We start from the raw sequence: 19,733 nt of genomic DNA, 5'->3' as shown, positions 1-19,733 counted from the left end.
GTTACGCTCTCGATCCAAGCAGGGTGAGGAAGGTGAAGATCGCCCAGCCGATCACGATCCAAGGCGCGACCGAGCCGCGGCCTTTGCGAGTCATCACCGACGTGCCGATGATGACCAGCACCAGGCTCCAGATCGCAAACGGGTTGATCATTTGCCCGAGGACAAACAGCATCGACGATTTGTCGGACACAAACGCGCCCGCCGTCAGCGACACATCATACATCGTGGTCGCACCGGTCGCAAATGCGATGATGCCGGTCAACAGCACCCCGATCACCGTCGGGATGTACGAGAAGAGCGCTACTTTCGCCAGCTGCATATAAGTCGCTTCCCCACGCACGAACAGGTTGACGAGCAAGAGCAGCAGGCCGCCGACAAACATCGTCAGCACCATGCTGAGCGCCGCCGTGACATAGCCGATGATAACCGCCGTTGCAGACGCGATGTCTCGCACGCTGTCCGGCATCGCTTGCCCTTGCTCTTCCAATTTGATCAATTCCTGCTCAACCGTGCCGAGCATCGCGTCCTGCTGCAGCCACACGCCCAAGACAGACAACGCCGTCAATACAAGCAAAGTCAGCACCCAGCCGCCTTTTCCGCGCAGCCGTTCAAACGCGGCGGCCGGTTGCGTAAGTACCCCAAGAATGTTCCCCATTTTTTACACCCTTTCATAGTAGAGATTAATTTGATAAGAACTGGAACTACTTGTAATACGAACGAAACCCAAAAAGGTTCACGTTTTGCTGAAAAAAAGAAAAAACCCGCGAAGTGATTACACTTCGCGAGTCTGCGCCGCCAGCCAGTCCTGATAGCCGGCGATCTGTTTTTTCACGCTTTCCGTACCTGTTCCGCCAAGCGAGTTGCGCGCTTCGACGACATTGCGGACGTCGATCGCCGCATAGAGATCCTCTTCGAACAGCTCGGAGAAGCCCTGATACTCTGCAAACGTCAGATCCGGCAGATACTTGCCCTGCCCGATGCAGTGCAGGACGAGCTTGCCGATCACCTCATGCGCCTGACGGAACGGGAGCCCTTTGCGCACCAGATAGTCGGCGAGGTCGGTCGCGACGGAGAAGTCCTGCTTCACAGCCCGCTCCGTATTTTCGCGGCGGACTTCCATCGTTTCGATCATGCCTGCGAACAGGATCAGAGACGTTTTTAACGTATCGACCGTGTCAAACATCCCCTCTTTGTCTTCCTGCAGATCTTTGTTGTAAGCGAGCGGCAAGCCCTTGAGCACCGTCAACAGCGAGAACAGATGCCCGTAGACGCGACCCGTTTTGCCGCGAACCAGCTCGGCGACGTCCGGGTTCTTTTTCTGCGGCATGATCGAAGAGCCGGTGCAATACGCATCGTCCAGCTCGACGAATCCAAACTCGGTCGACGACCACAGCACCAGTTCTTCACAAAAACGGGACAGGTGCATCATGACGATCGACGCGGCAGACAGGAACTCCAAGATGAAGTCACGGTCGCTGACAGCGTCCATCGAGTTCTCATAGATCCGCGAAAAACCAAGCTCAGCCGCGACCATTTCTCTGTCAATCGGGAAAGTCGTTCCCGCCAGCGCCCCAGCCCCCAGCGGCATCATGTCGATCCGCTTCAACGCGTCCTGCATCCGCTCTACATCGCGGCGGAACATGCCCGCATAAGCGAGAAAATGCTGGGCGAGCAGCACCGGCTGCGCGCGCTGCAGATGGGTGTAGCCGGGGATGATCACGTCGAGGTACTGCTCCGATTTCGCGGTCAGCACCGAGACGAGATGGGTGAGCAGCCCGGCCAATTCGGTCGTTTCCTCTTTCAAAAAGAGATGCATGTCGAGCGCGACCTGGTCGTTGCGGGAGCGTCCCGTGTGCAGTTTGCCGCCGACGGGGCCGATCTCTTCGATCAGATGCTTTTCAAGGTTCATATGCACATCTTCATCGCCGATGGAAAAAGGGAGGTCACCCCCTTCCCATTTCCCCTTCAGCTTCAAGAGTCCAGCCCGGATCGTGTCCGCATCCTCTTGCGGGATGATGCCGCATGCGCCAAGCATTTTGACATGGGCGAGGGAGCCTTGGATGTCTTGTGCGGCGAGGCGCTGGTCGAAGGTGATCGATGCGGTGAACTCTTCAACCAGCTCGTTGGTCGGTTTCGTGAAGCGTCCGCCCCAGAGTTTCATCTGTGTTGCCCCCTTATTTGCCGTTGTTGACTATGGAGTAGACTTTGGTCGGCAAGCCCCAGAGCTTGATGAAGCCTTTCGCCGCGTTGTGGTCGAACGCATCGTCCGGCGAATAGGTCGCGAGGTCGAGGTCGTACAGGGACTGCTCCGATTTTCTGCCGACCGGCTGGTACGTGCCTTTGTGCAGTTTCACGCGAACGGTACCGGTGACGGTCGCTTGCGTTTCTTCAATAAATGCGTCGAGCGCTTTCTTCAGCGGCGAGAACCACAGGCCGTTGTAGACGAGCTCGGTGTATTTCAGTTCCAACTGCGGTTTGAAGTGCGCCACTTCGCGCGGCAAGGTGATCGTTTCCAGCTCGCGGTGGGCGGCGATCAGGATCAAGGCGGCCGGAGCTTCGTACACTTCACGGGACTTGATGCCGATCAAGCGGTTTTCTACATGGTCGATGCGGCCGACACCATGCGCGCCGCCGATCTTGTTCAGTTGCTCGACCAGTTCGACCAGCCCAAGCGCCTCGCCGTTCAAGGAGACCGGAACCCCTTTTTCAAACCCGATCTCAACATACTCCGGCGCATTGGGCGCATCGACCGGGTTGACCGTCCATTCAAACGCCGCTTCCGGCGCTTCCGCCCATGGGTCTTCCAGCACGCCGCACTCGCAGGAACGGCCCCAGAGGTTGGCGTCGACGGAGAACGGGTTTTCTTTGGTGATCGGGATCGGGATGTTGCGTTCTTTCGCGTATTCGATCTCTTCATCGCGCGACCAACCCCATTCGCGGACAGGCGCTACGATCTCAAGGTTCGGGTTGAGCGCGGTGACGGAGACGTCGAAGCGGACTTGGTCGTTGCCTTTGCCGGTGCAGCCGTGCGCGACGGCAACCGCGTCTTCCAGCTCCGCGTACTCCACCAGCAGCTGCGAGATCAGCGGGCGGGAAAGTGCGGCGGACAGCGGGTATTTGTGTTCGTAGAGCGCGTTTGCTTTCAAGGACGGCAGGATAAATTCTTTGGCAAAAAGTTCGCGGGCGTCGATCATGTAAGACTTGGAGGCGCCAACTTGCAGCGCTTTGTTTTTCACAAATTCGAGGTCTTTGCCTTCGCCGACATCTGCGGAGACGGCGATGACTTCATAGCCTTGTTCGTTGAGCCAGGTGATAGCGACAGACGTATCGAGCCCGCCGGAGTAGGCGAGGATGAGTTTTTTGTTGTTGGACATGTTTTTCAGTCTCCTTTGTTAGATCAATTACACCATCGTGGCGACGATGATCGCTTTTTGGACGTGCAGGCGGTTTTCCGCTTCGTCGAATACCACCGAGTTCGGGCCGTCGATCACATCGGCCGACACCTCTTCACCGCGATGGGCGGGCAGGCAATGCATAAATAGATAGTCCGGCTTGGCGTGGGCGGCGAGCGCCTGGTTGACTTGGTACGCGGCAAAATCCTGCTCGCGCTGCTTCTGCTCTTCCTCTTGCCCCATCGAAGCCCAGACGTCGGTGTAGATCATGTCGGTGTCTTGCACCGCAAGGATCGGGTCGTGCGTGAGGAGCAGTTCGGTGCCGTGGAAGGAGGCGAGCTGCTGCGCTTGGGCCACGACGGCCGGGTCGCATTCATAGCCGGGCGGGGTGGCGATGCGCAAGTTGATGCCAAACTTCGGCGCTGCGATCAGCCAGGAGTTGGCCATGTTGTTGCCATCGCCAACATAAGTGACGGTCAGGCCCTGCACCTTGCCTTTTTTCTCCTGCAAGGTCAGCACGTCGGCCAGCACTTGGCAGGGGTGGTGCAGGTCGGTCAGGCCGTTGATCACCGGCACGCTGCTGTACGCGGCAAATTCGGTAACGATCTCATGCCCAAACGTGCGGATCATGATGCCGTCCAGATAGCGCGACAGGACGCGGGCGGTGTCGGGAATCGGTTCGCCGCGGCCGATCTGGGTGTCGCGGCCGGACAGGAACATCGCCTGCCCGCCGAGCTGGTTCATCGCCACTTCGAAGGAAACGCGGGTGCGCGTGGAGGCTTTTTCAAAAATCAATCCCAGCGTCTTCCCCGCCATCGGGCGGTAGGGAACGCCCGCTTTGTGTTTTAGTTTCAGTTCGAGCGACAGGGTGAGCAGCTGTTGCAGCTCTTGTGCCGTGAAGTCGGCAAAATCCAGAAAATCGCGCCCCTGCAGATTATGAGCAGGCAGGCTGTGCAGCGGAATCGTTGCCATGGGTAATCCCTCCTTGAGAATCGATTGCGTATGGGGTAACCCCCGCACCGGCTTCGAGCGACAAGAGCCAGGCGGCGGCGGTGTCGAGCGCGGTCAGGCAGGGGATCTTCATTTCTACGGTAAAGCGGCGGATCAGGCAGCCGAGGCGCGCCGGGTCGTTTCCTTGGGTCGGCAGGTTGAGGACGAGGTTGATCTTGCCCGATTTGAGCAAGGTCAGCACGTCGTCTTCAGCACGGGAAACGGGGTGGGCGGCCAGGCCGGATTTTTCTAAAAATTCGGCGGTGCCTGGCGTTGCATAGAGCGTCATGCCGTGCTGAGCGAGTTGTTGCAGCAGGGGCAGGCTCTCTTCTTTTAAGCGGTCGGTGAGCGAGACGAGCACGCCGCCGTGTTCGGGCAAGGTGAGGCCGCTGCCGAGGAAAGACTTGGCCAGCGCTTCCGGGTAGGTCAGGCCGATGCCCAGCGCTTCGCCGGTCGACTTCATCTCCGGGCCCAGCTGAATGTCGAGGCCGGTCAGTTTGCCGAAGGAGAAGACGGGCGCTTTGACCACGACGTGGTCTTTGGCCGGGTAGAGTCCCGTGCCGTAGCCGCAGTCGGCAAGCGTGGCGCCGCACTGAACGCGCACGGCGAGTTCGACCATCGGCACCCCGGTCACTTTTGACAAAATCGGCACGGTGCGCGAGGCGCGGGGGTTGGCTTCCAGCACGTAGACGCTGCTTCCGGCGAGCACGAACTGGATGTTGAGCAGGCCGATGATGCCCAGCGCCTCCGCAATTTTTTGCGTATAGTCAACGAGGGTGAGGGTGACTTCCGGGCTCAGCGACTGCGGCGGGTAGACGGCCAGCGAGTCGCCGGAATGCACGCCTGCCCGCTCGATGTGCTCGAAGATGCCGGGGATCAGGACGTTTTCGCCGTCGCAGATCGCGTCGACTTCCACCTCTTTGCCGGTCAGGTACTGGTCGATCAGGATCGGGTGGCCGAGGGCGACGTCGGTCGCTTGGGCCATATAGCGGGTCAAATCCTCATCACTATGCACGACCGCCATCGCGCGTCCGCCGATCACGTAGGACGGACGCACCATCACCGGGTAGCCGATTGCGGCGGCGGCTTGTAAAGCCTCTGCTGTGGTATGTGCCGAACTGCCCTGCGTCTGCGGAATGCCGAGTCCGTCGAGCAGTTGACGGAACTCTTCGCGGTCTTCCGCTTTGTGGATCGCATCGAGCGTGGTGCCTGCCAAGGTCAGTCCTTGGCTTTGCAGCGGCTCAGCGAGGTTGATCGCCGTCTGCCCGCCGAACTGGACAAACACGCGGTGAATCCCTTCGCGCTCCGCCACTTCCAGCACATCTTCCGCCGTCAGCGGTTCGAAGAACAAGCGGTCGGCCGTATCAAAATCGGTCGAGACCGTCTCCGGGTTGTTGTTGAGGATCACCGTTTCGAACCCCAGCCGTTCCAGTGCCTTGACCGCGTGGACGGAGCAGTAGTCAAACTCGATGCCCTGCCCGATGCGGATCGGGCCGGAGCCAAGCACCAGCGCTTTTTGTTTATGGGTCGGCGCGAGGTATTCATCTTCGCCGTGATAAGTTGAGTAAAAATACGGTGTGGCGGATACAAATTCGGCCGCACACGTATCGACGAGGAGATAGGACGGCTTGATGCTCCACGTTTTGCGCAGAGCCTGCACATCTTGAGCTGACAGTCCCTTTCCGTGCAGCTCGGCGATGCGGGCGTCGGAGAAGCCTTTTTGCTTGTAACGGGTGAGATTTTCCAAAGAGAGTTCGCATGCTGCGATCTCCCCTTCCACCTCGACCAGCCCTTGCAGCTTCTGCAAAAACCACGCATCCACGCCGGTCGCCGACTGAAGCTCCTGCCACGCCAAACCACTGCGCAGCGCTGCGATCAGCGCGTACAATCGGCGGTCATCGGCAACGGCAGGCGTTGCCAGCTCCCCGTTCCACACCAAGCCGTCCGCGCCGATCTCCAGCGACCGGACCGCTTTTTGCAACGCTTCTTCAAACGTCCGCCCGAGCGCCATCACTTCGCCGGTCGCCTTCATCTGCGTCCCCAGCGTGCGGTCGGCATGCGGGAACTTGTCAAACGGCCAGCGCGGAATCTTCACCACGATGTAGTCGAGCGCCGGTTCGAACGACGCAAACGTCTTGCCTGTGACAGGATTCACAATCTCGTGCAAATGCTGCCCGATGGCGATCTTCGCAGCGATCTTGGCGATCGGATACCCGGTCGCTTTTGACGCCAAGGCCGATGAGCGGGACACGCGCGGATTGACTTCGATCACGCAGTAGCGCTCCGAAAGCGGATCGAGCGCAAACTGCACATTGCAGCCCCCTTCGATCTTCAGCCCGCGAATGATCTTCACCGACGCCGTCCGCAGCATCTGGTATTCGCGGTCGGTCAGCGTTTGCGACGGGGCGACGACGATCGAGTCGCCGGTGTGCACGCCCACCGGGTCGAGGTTCTCCATGTTGCAGATCGTGATGCAGGTGTCATTGCTGTCGCGCATCACTTCGTATTCGATCTCTTTCCAGCCTTTGATGCTCCGTTCGACGAGCACTTGCGAGATCGGCGACTGCTTCAGCCCGCGCAGGAGAATGTCTTCGAACTCCTCCCAAGTCTCGGCGATCCCGCCTCCGGTGCCGCCGAGCGTAAAGGCCGGGCGCAAGATGACCGGCAGCCCGATCTCGTGCAGAAAAGCGCGGCCTTCTGCGAGCGTATGGACAATCGCGCTCTCCGGAATCGGCTGCTCCAGCTCTTCCATCAGGTCTTTGAACAGTTGACGATCCTCTGCCCGTTGAATCGACTCCAGCGGCGTGCCGAGCAGTTCTACCTCATACTCGGCAAGCACGCCCGCTTCGGCGAGATCGACGGCGAGGTTGAGCGCCGTCTGTCCTCCCAGCGTCGCGAGCAGCCCTTGCGGACGCTCCTTGGCGATGATCGCTGTGAGCATCGGCACGGTCAGCGGCTCGATGTAGATGCGGTCGGCCACCTCGTGGTCGGTCATGATCGTCGCCGGGTTGGAGTTGACGAGGATCACCTCGCAGCCTTCTTCGCGCAGGGCTTTGCAAGCCTGCGTTCCGGCGTAGTCGAACTCGGCAGCCTGCCCGATGACGATAGGGCCGGAGCCGACGACGAGGATTTTGGCGAGATTAGGTGCTGCTGACAAGTTGCGATCCCTTCCTTTCCTTCATCCCGGCCAGAAAGCGGTGGAACAAAATTTCCGCATCCTGCGGCCCCGGGCAGGCCTCCGGGTGAAACTGCACCGAAAACGCCGGAAGACTTTGGTGCGCCACCCCTTCGATTGTGCCGTCATTCACATGCCGGTGCGTGACGACGAGTCCATGCGGCAGACCATGTTCTTGCACACTGTAGCCGTGGTTTTGCGACGTGATCCAGACCTTGCCCGTCTGCAGATCCTGCACCGGGTGGTTGGAGCCGCGATGACCGAAGCCCATTTTCCCTGTCTGCGCGCCAAAGGCCAGCGCGAGCAGCTGATGCCCGAGGCAGATGCCAAACAGCGGATACGTCTCGGCCAGCTTTTTCACCAACGGCAGGTACTCCGCGCAGTCGGCCGGATCGCCCGGCCCGTTGGAGAGCATGATGCCATCCGGCTGCAGCGCGGCGATTTTTTCAAAAGAAGTTCCGGCCGGCACGATTGTCACTTGACAGCCAAGGCGGGCCAGCGAACCGGAGATGTTTTCCTTCGCGCCAAAATCGAGCAGCACCACATGCAGTTCACCACCCACGTTGATCCGCCGCATCTCTTTCGTGCTGACCATCTGCACGAGGTCGCGGGGCAACGCGGGATATTGGAACTGCTCCGCTTCGGCCAGCCTCGATTCCGGCAGTACATACCCTTTCAGACTGCCTGCTTCGCGGATCGTTTTCACCAGCGCCCGCGTGTTGACACCGGTCAGTCCGGTGATGCCATGTTGCGCCAGATACTCATGCAAGGTCACTTTGCTTCGAAAATGGCTCGGGGAGTCGCAAGCCTCTCCGGTGATAAAGCCGGTCAGCCAGGGGCGTTTTGCTTCAAAATCCTGCTCGTTGATCCCGTAGTTGCCGATCAGCGGATACGTCATGGCGACGATCTGCCCGGCGTAAGACGGGTCGGTCAGGATCTCCTGATAGCCGGTCATCCCGGTGTGAAACACCACTTCTCCGTAACTCCAGTCTGACGAGCCGATCAGCTCGCCGCGAAATTGCCGTCCGTTCTCCAGAACGAGAACACCTTTCATGCTGTCTTTCCCTCCCCATGGGTGCGTCGTTGTCTTGTGTTATTATACATACTCATGTATTTTTATTCAAGAACTGATTTTTGAACAGAGGATAAGCACCCATTCGGGCGCAGGCTCATATCGTATGAGTACATCACAACCCCCACCGTGGGAGACGCGCACTCTGTCGTACAGAGAGAAAAGCGAGGTGGCAGCGCACACGACGACAGAGTCGCGATAACATAGATCGTCCCGGCTGCAGACGGGACACCCTCTTTCCCCTTTTCGTATAAAAAGGGACGGATGCCGGGAAATAAAATCCCCGCACCCGTCCCTTTTTTGTCGTGCTGCACAGGCTACCAGAAGAATCCGCCACCGACGAGCGGACTGATCTGGGCCCAGACGCGCCAGAACACAAACCCGATGAAAAACAGCACCAGAAACGTGATGATCCAGCCCATACTGCCAAAGCCGGCCGCCACGCCCGGCCAGTACCCTTGCGCCGCGCCGAATGGATAAGACTGCGCTGTACCTCCGGCGACGCCAAAGGGGAAAGAGACTCTGCCTTTGCCGCTGCCTTTGCCTCTTGCTATGTCTCTGCCTATGTTTTTGACTGCCATCCCGGTTCCTCCTTTGCCACCCCGCTTTCCTTCAGTCTATGCCGGCGCGGAGCAAAGCGTATGGACACCTGCCCGTGATGGTTCACTTTAACGATTCCGCGAAAACGTTGAGTGAAAATAATTGCCGCCTCTGGGAGGAGTCAATTTCACAATTGGAGAATCTAATCTTACACAAAAGTATACAACCTGCAGCGCTTGGCGGAGGTGAACAGGATGGACAGGGATGCGATGAATCGGCTGCTGGAGCGGTTGGATGACGACCCGGACCTGCATGCATTGCAGCAGCAGCTTTCCGCACTTGAAGAAAAGATCAAAAGGGTCGTCTCCGAGGACGCATGGGATCTGGTGCTGGAATGGGAGTCCTTGTGGGCGCACTATGTCAACCTTTGTCTGGAGAAGCTTCAGCGGGCAAGGGGCAGCGAGAAGTCCTGATCGTGGGCAAGAGAACGGCCGTTTTTTGATGCAGCGGCGTTCTCTTTTTTTATGAATGAGGGTGCTTCATTGAAGTAAAACCTGTGGTATAGTAAGAGGTATTCGCTTTAAGGAGGCACTTACTATTTTGTTGTCACGGTTTCACTCTCAACTCTTGATCATCACGATTTCGCTTGGCGTGTTCGCCAGCGTCATGAGCACCTCGATGCTCGTGATCGCGTTCCCGGATGTGGTGCGGGACTTCGGCATTTCGGAGGCGACGCTGCAGTGGCGGAATCTGCTCTTTTATAGTTTGTTTGCGGTCGGGCTGCCCTTTTTCGGCATTCTGGCCGACCGGTTTGGGGCGCGGAAGCAGTTTTTGTTTGGGATGGTGCTGTTTTGCCTGGCCGCGATGATGAGCGGGCTGGTGCAGAACTGGACGGGCTGGCTGTTTTTCCAGTCCCTGCAGGCGGTCGCCGACTCGATGATCGTCGCCGCGCAGAGCCCGCTGATCCGCGCTTCATTTCCGAAGGAAAAACTCGGCTGGGCGTTCGGCTGGTTTGCAGCGGTGATTTCGACGGCAACGCTGACCGGCCCGGCGCTGGGCGGATTGGTGATCGAGTACCTGCACTGGTCGGCGATCTTTTGGGTGCTCGGCGCGTTTGGGCTGCTGGCCTTGATGCTGGCGGTAGCGTTTTTGCCGAAGTCGTCTGAACAGCCCGCGGATGGACCGCAGGCATGTGACGGCCAAAAGGTCGATGCAGGGCAGTCGGCTGGAGCGGCTCGCAGGATTCCTTGGTTGAGTCTGCTGAGCATGTTTGCGTTTGTGCTAGGTGGTTCCGTGCTGTTGCTGGGCACGGTGGACGCAATGGGACAGTGGATCGTCGGTTTGCTGACCCTTCTGGCGCTGCTCGGCTTGCTCTGGAAAGAACGCCGCCCCGGCAGCAGCGCAACGCTTTTCCCGCGTGAGATGGCGAAAAACGGCGTGTTCATGACGGCGGCGGTCAGGGTGTTCCTTTTGTTCCTCGGGGTCAATGCGATCGGACTGTATGCGCCGACCTATCTGCGAATCGATCATGGTTTCCCTGCCGATACGGTGGGCTGGATCATGCTGACCCAGTCCTTGGTGGCCCTCGTTGCGGCCGGTTATGCAGGCAAGATGGCCGACCGCCGGCCGTACGTATCGCTGGCAGCGGGGATCGGGGTCAGCGTGGGCAGTTCCTGGTTGTTTTGGTTTGCGGATGTGGTGTTCTACATCCCGTATTTCTACCTGATCTTCTTCCTGATCGGCCTCGGCAACCGTCTGACCATGCCCGCGCAAAACAAAATCGCCCTGCTCGCCGTCCCGCCTGCGGAGACGGGTAGTTACATGGGCGTGTTTCAAATGATCCAGTTTGTGACCGGCGCTTTTGCGGCGACGCTGTTTGCCGGGATGAGTTTTCAGATGTTGGTCGGGATCATCATCCTCTGCCAACTCGCCGCGCTGGCGACGGTGTTTATGAAAAAGGCTTAGCAATTGTCGTATGACCCCCTTTGAGTAGAAAGGGGGTTTTTACGATTTTTATTAGCTATTATCCAGAGCTACCGACACTTCTCGGTTCGGCTCAAATTGCCTCGAAAGTAAATATAACCTCACTTCACGGTCTTCCTGACTTCCCTTTTCTCCCAAAATCTCCGTAGAATCTGCGGCAATATCAGCCACAATCCGTTCATTTCGATAATATGTTACAGCTACTTGGTTAATCTCAGTTTCACCGTATCCTCTATAAAAGGCATCTATATCTACATGTTTAAAGCGATGCCCCCCGCCGATAAACATCAAATCCCTTTCTTTTGGCGCTGCTATAGGACTATCCCAGTCGACAAGCAGCAGATTTTGATTCTTATCGATTACAATGTTCCCTGGGTGCAAATCCGCATGACACAGCACATAATTGAACTTATGCTGTTTTAATTGTTCACCAATCCGTTCCGTGTTTTCTACCAATCTGATGATCTCACTGCGCTTTTCCTCCCAAAAGACCGCCAATCTTGCTGAGATCGGGTCATCGAACTTATTCGTTTTTATCTGTAGATCAAATCCCCTCACGATCTCGCACCACTTAGATGAAAAGTCCTCACGGGGAAGAAGCTGAGTAAGTTCTTCAGGTAATTCCAATGAATGGATTGCTTTTAGCGTTTGCCCAAACGAAACCCATTGGGATTCTGACAGTACCGTTTGGTATCCATTCTGACTCTCTATAAAAGGATATAAGGTCCATAGATAGCCTTCCTCCCTCATCCAGAGTTGTTGGTTTTTATCGATCACCGGAGAGATAACCCCTTCAATCCCGCAGGACGTGAGATGATAAGGTATTTTAACTCCAACTTCCCGTATGTCCCCTTTGATAAGTTTAAGAAAATACTTCTTATTGCGTATATCGGTCACTTGGTAGACACTTGCATTTGGATCATGTCCGATTGGCAGAAATGCGATGTCACGACTCGATAGTCCGTAAAGTTGATGTAATACTTTAGCAATGGTTGCCGTAGATAAAGTAAGGTTTGCGGACATTGGTTTCCCTCCAAGGAAAAAGCTGTGTACCATGATTATCTCATAACACCCAGCTCGAATGTTAAATTCCTCGCGAATCGTTCAAAAGACATCTCTGCCCCTTTTTCTCTCGATTCCAAGCTATCCAATAGTCTCATGCGCGAATCCTCTGGTTAATGTCCCCTTATTTGGGAACCTCCTCGCCGAGACCTGCGTCCAATCAAAGGAAGGAGGGCTTCGTCGATGAAAAAAATGATCTGGTGCGCTTCCGTAGTTCTCTGCATCATCGCTCTTTACTTACTGAATCGAGATCCGCTGCCTGACCGAGTCACAACAGGATTCGGCATCCCCGAGTACGAGCATTACAAAAAGGTCGAACAGTTGGAACAAGATGCTGATCTGATCGTCAGTGCCCGCTTCACAGGAAAACGAGAGACAGTGGACTTGAGCGTGGATTGGGAAGGTTGGGGAGAGGGTCAACCATATTACGTCTCTCGCTCCGCAGTAAAAATCACGAATGTCTTCAAAGGAACAGTCCAAAAAGGAAACCGAATCTTTGTCAACGAAGAAGGCTATCTCGAGGATGATACCTACCATGGATCAATCGGGTACAAGTGGATGACGAAAAAAGGGGAGTATCTGCTGTTCCTAGATAAATCACAGCAGCAAGGAGATGTTTATTATATCGTCGGCAATTATCAGGGGAAGTTCGACTACACCACCCCTGCCGAACCTCCCGAAAAACCCAGGAGCAACCTGGCTGCCTACAAAGAGCACCGCTATGAATACTTCGGTGAGCATATGGACGAATTCTATAATCTCAAGCAACAGGCCATTACGAAATATCCGCACGAATCCTATCATCAACGGAGGCCACTCCCATGAAAAAACGCGTACTACTGCTCCTCCTCGCCGCCGTCATTCTCGTTGGCGGGAGCATCTATGCCCTCAACCGAGAACCTGACCTGTCCAACGTCACCGTGAAAACAAACTTCATGGTCGGCTATCCCAACTACCAGACCTTCGAAGAGCTGGAAGACCGCGCCAACGTCATCGTCCAAGCCCGCTTCAAGGGCGACCGCAAAACGCTCAATCTCGAAAAAAACGCAGACATGCACCCGATGCTGATCTCGCTCTCCAAAATCAAAGTCGACCACGTCTTCACCGGAGGCAAATTAGTTGCAGCAGGCGACACCCTGCAAGTCTATGAAGAAGGTTACCTCCAAGACAACGCCTACTTCAGCCCGGCCGGCTACAAATGGATGACCACCCAAGGCGAGTACCTCCTCTTCCTCTCCCGCATCCGCCCTGACGAATACACCATCGTCGGCGCCTACCAAGGCAAATTCGACTACACCATCACCGCCAGCCACACCGAAAAACCCAAAGACGCTGCCGCCTTCAAAGCCGCATTCCTCGACGACACCTACGAATACTTCGGCGAACACATGGAAAAATTCAACGAACACAAAAAACTAGCCATCGCCAAATACCCTCAATCCAAATAAGAAAGAGTTGCGGCTCACTGCCGCAACTCTTTTCAATTAATACAAGCAATATTTATCCGCCTTATTGATTTACTATACAGATTAGACAACAATTTTTTCCTGCTATATAATTCTAATCCAATCATAACTAAGGGTAAGAGGGGATCGAATGCTGAATATCGAGAAATTGCCTGTTGTCTGGTTTCATGGAACGACTAGCGACTCTATCATTCCCTTATCAAAGAAACAGATCAATATCGTCGAAGGGAGGAAGTTCACGGACTTTTGGCAAGGTTTTTATCTGACCTCAAGTTATGAACAAGCTAAGAAGATGTCGGAAGAACGGGCAAAGAAAAAGCAGGCCAAAAACGGACTCGAAAAGCGCCCGGCAGTTCTCGCGTACAAGCTGGATCTGAATTTTTTAGACTCCCTTTCGGATGGGAAGCGTTTCTCTACCCATGATGCAAGTTGGGCAGGATTTGTATATAATAATCGTAAAGGCATCGCTTGCTCTACACATGTCGGTCAATTCCAAGTGTACACATTCGATGACCACAACACGGATTTACGGTATCAATATGTGTACGGTCCAGTTGCCGATGGCAATCCTAATTTCACAACGGCACTTTATGAACTTGAAGTGAAAGGATCTTCCTTTGACCGCTTCGTAAACGGCATTAAGCCCAGAGGAATCCTGATTGATCAACTCTCTTTTCACAATAATCTAGCAGCAAATAAAGCACTTCACTATATAGGCGAGGTGATGTCAGATGTTCATGCCAAGGAAATCTGCTCCCGCTATCCTTATCTCTCACAGTCCAGATAACTCGGTTCAGGACTGGTTCTTGAAGCAAATCGAAGAAGCACTGATCACGATGTATCAGATCGCTCCCCAGACCGCGAAACAATTGGTTACTGATTCCTGGTTCTCCAAACTGTTCGCTGAAGATCCGGACTCGGTCCTTTCGCAAAGCCCCAATTACTGGGCAGACGATATTCAGGAACACTACTTCTCTTCTAAAGAACAATAAAAGAAGGCTCAGGGCACCCACCCTAAGCCTTCTTTTGCTTCACCAAAATAAAAATCAGCAGTCCGATCACGATCCCAAAGTTCAACTGGTTCAACGTATCTGCGCCCAGCTCTTCGCTGAGCATCAGCGTGATCGTACAGTACCCGATGGGAAACAGGATGCACGCCATGAAAAAACGCCCGATGTTATCCAAGCTGCTCCTCCTTCTGCAAAAGCCCTAATTCTTCCAGCTTCTGCAAAGTATCCCGCAACTCCTCCTTCCCATCGTATGCTCTTCCGCCCAGCAATACGTCTTCCACCAGCGGCGTCACCGGCCCGCTCACAAAACGCTCTGCCGTCGCCGCATACAGCCACGGCACATCCACTTCCACCCCGGCGATCTTGCGCCCCCCGAGCGCCTCGGCCACTGCGCGCGGATACCGCAGCACGGCAACCCTCGCCGCCCCGTTCCAGTGCACCAGCTCTGACCGCACGTAAAACGCCGGGTCCTGATTCACCGTCAAAATCCCCATCAGCGCCGTCAGGAACTCATGCGTCAACAAACACATCATCCGCGCATCCCTGACAAACCACTCGTCCTGCCCCAAAAACTCATAAAACGCTTCCTCCACACAGATGCCTTCCCCCGCATACGGCACCTCGCGATAGGAGTCATACTGCTCCGACTCCACAAACGCGTACACCACATCGAGCGCCTGGCGCCCCCCGGCTTCCAGCGCTTGCAGCACCCGGCCATACGCGCCGCGCAAGCCCCGGCTGCAACCGCGCTCGCCGGCCAGCAGGTTGCGGCAGATCTGCTTTGCCGTCGCCGACAACTCCTCGCGGTCGACGGTGGCAAACGCCTGCACCAGCTCGTCCGGCCAGCCCAGCTCGTCAAACCGCCCGGCCAGAAACGCCTCGCGCTCCGTCCGGTGGTGCAGCAGGCGGTACAACGCCTGATCCATTCGCAGCACACACGTCATCCCTGCGCCCACCTTTCCACGATCTGCTGCAAGCGCAGAAAATTCGGCTCGGCCTTGGCGATCAGTGTGCCGTCTTCTGTATATTGAGGGTCTTCGTACGTGACCGCTTTCACCTCGGGGCACAGCGGGAGCAGGTGCTCCAGCAGGTCAAGCTGCTCATCGAGCAGCACCCCGTGATGCAGGTCGCGAAACTTGCCCTTGATGATCTGACACCCGGAGAGATGGAACTCAAAACAATGCCCCAGCGGCAGCCGTTCCAATCCCTCAAACATCCGCTCGCCCGTGTTCCCTTTCAGCCATTGATAGCTCAGCACATGGCCGATGTCGATCGTCACGGGCGATCCGGTCTCCACCGCGATCTCGCGAAAATAATCGAACGCGTCGAGATCCCCGATATAAAAATTCGACCCTTCCGTAAAGCCTGCAAATTCCACACAAAGCGGCGCTTTTAGCTTCTCCTGATACTCCGCGATGTTGCGGATGCAGGCCCGCAGCCCTTCCTGTGTCAAATAAGGCGGCAGCGGAAACGGCAGGACTTTGCCATGCAACGACCACAGCCCCAGATCCTCCACGATCCACGCCAGGTCGTAACGCTCGATCAGCCTATTGGTAAACTCGATGATCTCCTCTTTCGCATAAGGCTCCAGCGACCCCATGTTCAGCATCGTGTGATGAAACGCCCGATGCCCGATCTCCGGCACTTCCGCAAACAAGCGGTCATACGCGGCATAATAGTCTTCCGCACGCAGCCGGTTGCGGTGCTTTGGTTGAAAGGCAAAAAAGAGATAGGAAAATTGCCCGCGGTGCTTTTCAAAAAATGACTTCATCTTTGGTGTGATCGTGTCGCCTTCCACACCGTCTTTCATAAATCCGATCTCGCCGCCCCAAGGCAAGTCCATGCCCAGCCCAAGGCCCAGCCGTTTGGCGACCTTGGGCATGCGAATCGTGTACGCCCCCATAAGCGTCCTCCTTACAATGTAGGTAGCCCTAACCCCATTTGCACGAACATCTGCAGCATCTTGCGCGCTTCCCCGCGCCCGTCCGGCACCAGCAGGTCTCCCCCCTGCAGCGCCAGACCTTCAGGCAGCACATAAAACCGCTGCCACATCAGGTCGGCGATAAAACGCCTGGCAGGCTGACCCGGCCGCTGCGTTGCCTCGATCACTTTCACCCAAGGCATCAGCGTTACCCGTTCCAGGTCTTCCTGCACCACCTGCTTGCCGCGCCTGCGTTCATGTGGCGCGAGGTTGCTGTTTTTCTGCGGTTTGACACTTTTGTAGATCTCCAAAAACCGCTGCAAACGCTCGTCAAACGTATCCCCGTCTTCATACAAAAAGTCGTTCCCCATCCGGCCCATCCCATAGCTTAACAGCCGGTTGCCCCTGAGTTCTGCCGTGTCTTTCCACCTGATGTCATACTTCTGTGCGTCTTCCGCCAGATACGTCTGGGGCTCTGCGACCAGCATCTGCATCACGTCGATGCCGATCTTGTCCGCATTTTCAGCCAAAAACGCCTGCGATGCCGCCACCTCTTCCGGCGTTTCATCCAAGATGCCGCCCATGATCCCAAGCTGCAAAGGAATCCCCGCCCGGTGCAGGTTGTCGATGATCGTCTGGTAGTGGCTGGCCTGCACGCCTTTGTCCATTTTGTCGAGCAGGCGCTGCGAGTTCGTCTCATACCCGGACGACATCAGCACACAACCCAACTCTTTCAGTTCCTGCACAAACGCTGCGTCGAGCAGGCACTCCTCCAGCCGGTTGCGCGTCGTGAACTGCAGGCGGTACCCTTGTTCCCGCAAGAGCCGCATCGCATTTTTCACAAGGCGCAAGTTGGTGTTTTCATCGACAAAATTGATCCGCGACACGCCGTAGCGATCGATCAGCTCGCGGCATTCGTTGGCTAGTTGCCGAGCGGTCTTTTGCTGATAGCTCTTCTCCCGCCGCGAACGGTTGCCGTACGAGCAGAACACGCACCGCCCGTAAAAACAGCCGACACAGGTCGTCAGCCCGAAGTGGAACTCTTCATGCAGATAGCCTTTGACGTTCAGCCCGGCAAAATCGGGTGTCGGCACCTGCTGGATCCCCACCGTCGAACGCGGCCCGCGCACACTGGCCTCACCGCCCTGCAGCCAGATAAAATCAGGCACGTCGGCACGCGGCAGTTCACCTGCAAGCGCTTGCATCAGCTTGTCCATCGACTCTTCGCCGGGACCAACTCCGATGCCGTCGAGATGCCGGACGAACTCGGGGATCATGCAGATCTCCTCCCCGCGCAGCATCATCTGCTGTCCGCCAACGATGACCAGCGTCTCCGGACGCAGCTCTTTGACCCACCGGGCCAAAAGCAACGTCGGCAACAGTTGGCTGTAGTAGGCAACGGATACGGCAAACACATCCGGCTGCTCCTGCAAAAGCTTCTCACGCAGCACGCCATACAGCTCAACGGCGGCAAGATCATCAGTCGCATCAGTCGCATCAGTCGCATCAGTCGCATCAGTAGCATCAGTAGCATCAGTAGCATCAGTAGCATCAGTAGCATTCAAATCTTCAGCATTCAGCCCTTCGATCTCATACTCCAGCGCTCTTTTGGCGATCTTCGAAAGCGACGTGACTTCTTCTTTCAGCACCGAGCCTTCCAAGAGCAGTTCCACCCCTTGGCGGACAAAGGGCAGCCCGGCCGCCGTCTCGCGGATCGACCCGGACTTTTTTTCGATCACATCCTGCCACAGCCGATCATGATGCAAGAGCAGATAACGCGCCAGCTCGGCGCGGTACTCCTCTTTTAACAGCCCTTGCGACGTGCGCTCCAGCTGCTGCAAAAAGCTGCCGAGGCACTTTTTTGAAAACAGGCGGTGGCACAAATCGAGATTCAAATCATGCTGGCCGACCTCGACGCCCGCACGGCGCAGGTAGGCGGTGATCATCGGCAGACTCAGGTAAGGGAACAGACGCGCTTCCGTCAGCGGCGGAAACACAAGCATCACTTTGCTCATATGCCAATCCCCTCATATCAAACGTCTATCTTGCGTCTTCATAAAGATAGAGAAGCACGGCGATACCTGCCCCCCCAACAAGTACCCCCCGCTTCTCTATGAAAAACAAGCTACCCCTGCTTGTGAATCTATACTTCTTCCGATTCGTCCAGGTGCGATTGGAACATGAAGGTGTGGAACGCATGTCCAACCTGCAGGTCTTCCGCTTCAACGATCTCCAGTTGATCCAAGTCGTGGTTCATTTTGTCACCTCCCTGAGATAAAACTATACATCAAGATACAATAAATACAAAGAGTCGAAATCATCATTTTTTTGACAGTCATACTAAACTTTTTCATCTGGGTAAATTTAAGTTGTTAGAGAATCGGCTACACCATCCCAAAGCTTGATTCTGCTTCGCAAACTCTGCTCGGCCGTCTCCATCGCCTCCCGTTCACGCCCGGCATCTCCTGCGCACAGGTAGGACAAAAGTCGCTCCGCCAGCGGGCCATGCTCATCCCCGTCGAGCTCGATATGGCGCTTCAAATAGTACAAAAGCCTTGCCGCCGACTTGCCGCTTTCCTCAAGTTCCCGAACGAGGTGTGTGAACATGTCGGGGATGATATCTTCCCGACCGTAAAAAAACGCCGCCGCCACCTGATGCGGTTTGCCGTGCAGGGCGATGTCGAGCGTGGTGTTCACAAACTGGCGCACCGACTCCGGAATGTCCGGCGATTCGAGCGCCGTCCAAGGCGTCATGCCTTTGCGCAGCCGATCCAGAAAGCCGCGGATCGGCGCGGTGTCCGCCTCCGCTTCCTCCATCGCTTCCAACCACGGCACATCGGTCACCGTGAGTTCGCGCTGCAAACGTTTGAGCAGTCTCATAAAATCCCAGACCGCAAACACGTGATGTTCCATAAACAGACGAACGTGCTCCGCCGAGGTTAATTTTTTATAGACAGGATGAAGCAGCAGTTCGTCGCGGACCGTTTCAAATGCCCGAGAATTCTGCATAAACACTGTCATCTCCTAAGCTGTTTTGGATAGCTTGGGAAATTATATCACTCACCATGCAAATGGAACAGGAATCTATCTTTAACAACCCGAATATGCAAGTAATAGGGACA

Annotated in this window: 19 protein-coding genes; 6 read left to right on the top strand and 13 right to left on the bottom strand. The window is 56.0% G+C overall.

Features of this window, described 5'->3' with window-relative positions; all coding sequences use genetic code 11:
- Position 1 precedes the first annotated feature (1 nt).
- The 7 genes from CBW65_RS10520 to CBW65_RS10490 all read right to left on the bottom strand — a co-directional run bounded on the left by CBW65_RS10520 (position 2) and on the right by CBW65_RS10490 (position 9,210).
- A complete protein-coding gene (locus CBW65_RS10520; protein WP_087456762.1) occupies positions 2 to 655 on the bottom strand; it encodes a YIP1 family protein in 654 nt (217 codons plus the stop codon).
- 117 nt (positions 656 to 772) lie between these two features.
- Positions 773 to 2,161, bottom strand: coding sequence for an argininosuccinate lyase (gene argH, locus CBW65_RS10515; RefSeq protein WP_087456761.1), 1,389 nt, complete (start codon positions 2,159 to 2,161; stop codon positions 773 to 775).
- 13 nt (positions 2,162 to 2,174) lie between these two features.
- The gene (locus CBW65_RS10510) at positions 2,175 to 3,374 is read right to left on the bottom strand and encodes an argininosuccinate synthase (RefSeq protein WP_087456760.1); all 1,200 of its coding nucleotides are present in this window, start codon (positions 3,372 to 3,374) and stop codon (positions 2,175 to 2,177) included.
- 27 nt (positions 3,375 to 3,401) lie between these two features.
- Positions 3,402 to 4,364: an ornithine carbamoyltransferase gene (argF, locus tag CBW65_RS10505; protein WP_087456759.1), complete on the bottom strand. Its 963-nt coding sequence runs from the start codon at positions 4,362 to 4,364 to the stop codon at positions 3,402 to 3,404.
- Positions 4,327 to 7,539: a carbamoyl-phosphate synthase large subunit gene (gene carB, locus CBW65_RS10500; RefSeq protein ID WP_087456758.1), complete on the bottom strand. Its 3,213-nt coding sequence runs from the start codon at positions 7,537 to 7,539 to the stop codon at positions 4,327 to 4,329. The genes argF and carB overlap by 38 nt, the downstream gene beginning before the upstream one ends.
- A complete protein-coding gene (locus CBW65_RS10495; RefSeq protein ID WP_087456757.1) occupies positions 7,523 to 8,611 on the bottom strand; it encodes a carbamoyl phosphate synthase small subunit in 1,089 nt (362 codons plus the stop codon). Before CBW65_RS10495 ends, carB begins: the two co-directional genes overlap by 17 nt.
- Before the next feature lie 335 nt (positions 8,612 to 8,946).
- Positions 8,947 to 9,210: a hypothetical protein gene (locus CBW65_RS10490; protein ID WP_087456756.1), complete on the bottom strand. Its 264-nt coding sequence runs from the start codon at positions 9,208 to 9,210 to the stop codon at positions 8,947 to 8,949.
- A 213-nt stretch (positions 9,211 to 9,423) separates the two neighbouring features.
- On the opposite strand from CBW65_RS10490, the gene CBW65_RS10485 reads away from it, so the two are divergent.
- Together CBW65_RS10485 and CBW65_RS10480 are read left to right on the top strand one after the other, a co-directional pair.
- Entirely contained in the window at positions 9,424 to 9,642 is a 219-nt protein-coding gene (locus CBW65_RS10485; protein ID WP_087456755.1) for a hypothetical protein, read from the top strand.
- Positions 9,643 to 9,769: 127 nt separating this feature from the next.
- Positions 9,770 to 11,134, top strand: coding sequence for an MFS transporter (locus CBW65_RS10480; RefSeq protein WP_087456754.1), 1,365 nt, complete (start codon positions 9,770 to 9,772; stop codon positions 11,132 to 11,134).
- A gap of 51 nt (positions 11,135 to 11,185) precedes the next feature.
- On the opposite strand, the gene CBW65_RS10475 is transcribed toward CBW65_RS10480, so the two are convergent.
- Positions 11,186 to 12,175 carry an aminoglycoside phosphotransferase family protein gene (locus CBW65_RS10475; RefSeq protein WP_157721881.1) on the bottom strand — a complete coding sequence of 330 codons (990 nt, stop codon included), beginning with the start codon at positions 12,173 to 12,175 and terminating at the stop codon, positions 11,186 to 11,188.
- A gap of 222 nt (positions 12,176 to 12,397) precedes the next feature.
- On the opposite strand from CBW65_RS10475, the gene CBW65_RS10470 reads away from it, so the two are divergent.
- The 4 genes from CBW65_RS10470 to CBW65_RS10455 all read left to right on the top strand — a co-directional run bounded on the left by CBW65_RS10470 (position 12,398) and on the right by CBW65_RS10455 (position 14,672).
- Positions 12,398 to 13,039: a hypothetical protein gene (locus CBW65_RS10470; RefSeq protein WP_087456752.1), complete on the top strand. Its 642-nt coding sequence runs from the start codon at positions 12,398 to 12,400 to the stop codon at positions 13,037 to 13,039.
- Positions 13,036 to 13,662 (top strand): hypothetical protein, encoded by a 627-nt coding sequence (locus CBW65_RS10465; RefSeq protein ID WP_087456751.1) that lies wholly within the window; start codon positions 13,036 to 13,038, stop codon positions 13,660 to 13,662. Before CBW65_RS10470 ends, CBW65_RS10465 begins: the two co-directional genes overlap by 4 nt.
- 148 nt (positions 13,663 to 13,810) lie before the next feature.
- A complete protein-coding gene (locus CBW65_RS10460; RefSeq protein WP_087456750.1) occupies positions 13,811 to 14,467 on the top strand; it encodes a DUF3990 domain-containing protein in 657 nt (218 codons plus the stop codon).
- 19 nt (positions 14,468 to 14,486) lie between these two features.
- Complete coding sequence (locus CBW65_RS10455; RefSeq protein WP_087456749.1) at positions 14,487 to 14,672, top strand: hypothetical protein; 186 nt, start codon at positions 14,487 to 14,489, stop codon at positions 14,670 to 14,672.
- Positions 14,673 to 14,694: 22 nt separating this feature from the next.
- Here the strand turns inward: CBW65_RS10455 and CBW65_RS24195 are convergent, their stop codons facing one another.
- The 5 genes from CBW65_RS24195 to CBW65_RS10435 form a co-directional block, all read right to left on the bottom strand.
- Complete coding sequence (locus CBW65_RS24195) at positions 14,695 to 14,865, bottom strand: hypothetical protein (protein ID WP_157721880.1); 171 nt, start codon at positions 14,863 to 14,865, stop codon at positions 14,695 to 14,697.
- On the bottom strand, positions 14,858 to 15,634 hold the full coding sequence (locus CBW65_RS10450) for a hypothetical protein (protein WP_087456748.1): 777 nt from the start codon (positions 15,632 to 15,634) through the stop codon (positions 14,858 to 14,860). Before CBW65_RS10450 ends, CBW65_RS24195 begins: the two co-directional genes overlap by 8 nt.
- On the bottom strand, positions 15,631 to 16,593 hold the full coding sequence (locus CBW65_RS10445; protein ID WP_087456747.1) for a multinuclear nonheme iron-dependent oxidase: 963 nt from the start codon (positions 16,591 to 16,593) through the stop codon (positions 15,631 to 15,633). Before CBW65_RS10445 ends, CBW65_RS10450 begins: the two co-directional genes overlap by 4 nt.
- 11 nt (positions 16,594 to 16,604) lie before the next feature.
- Positions 16,605 to 18,626, bottom strand: a complete 2,022-nt coding sequence (locus CBW65_RS10440) for a B12-binding domain-containing radical SAM protein (protein WP_087456746.1) — start codon at positions 18,624 to 18,626, stop codon at positions 16,605 to 16,607.
- Positions 18,627 to 18,975: 349 nt separating this feature from the next.
- A complete protein-coding gene (locus CBW65_RS10435; protein ID WP_087456745.1) occupies positions 18,976 to 19,620 on the bottom strand; it encodes a DUF3050 domain-containing protein in 645 nt (214 codons plus the stop codon).
- Positions 19,621 to 19,733 lie beyond the last annotated feature (113 nt).

The organism is Tumebacillus avium (assembly GCF_002162355.1).
GTDB lineage: Bacteria > Bacillota > Bacilli > Tumebacillales > Tumebacillaceae > Tumebacillus_A > Tumebacillus_A avium.
The sequence above is the reverse complement of the archived record's forward strand: the minus strand, read 5'-3'. Positions and strand labels throughout refer to the sequence as shown.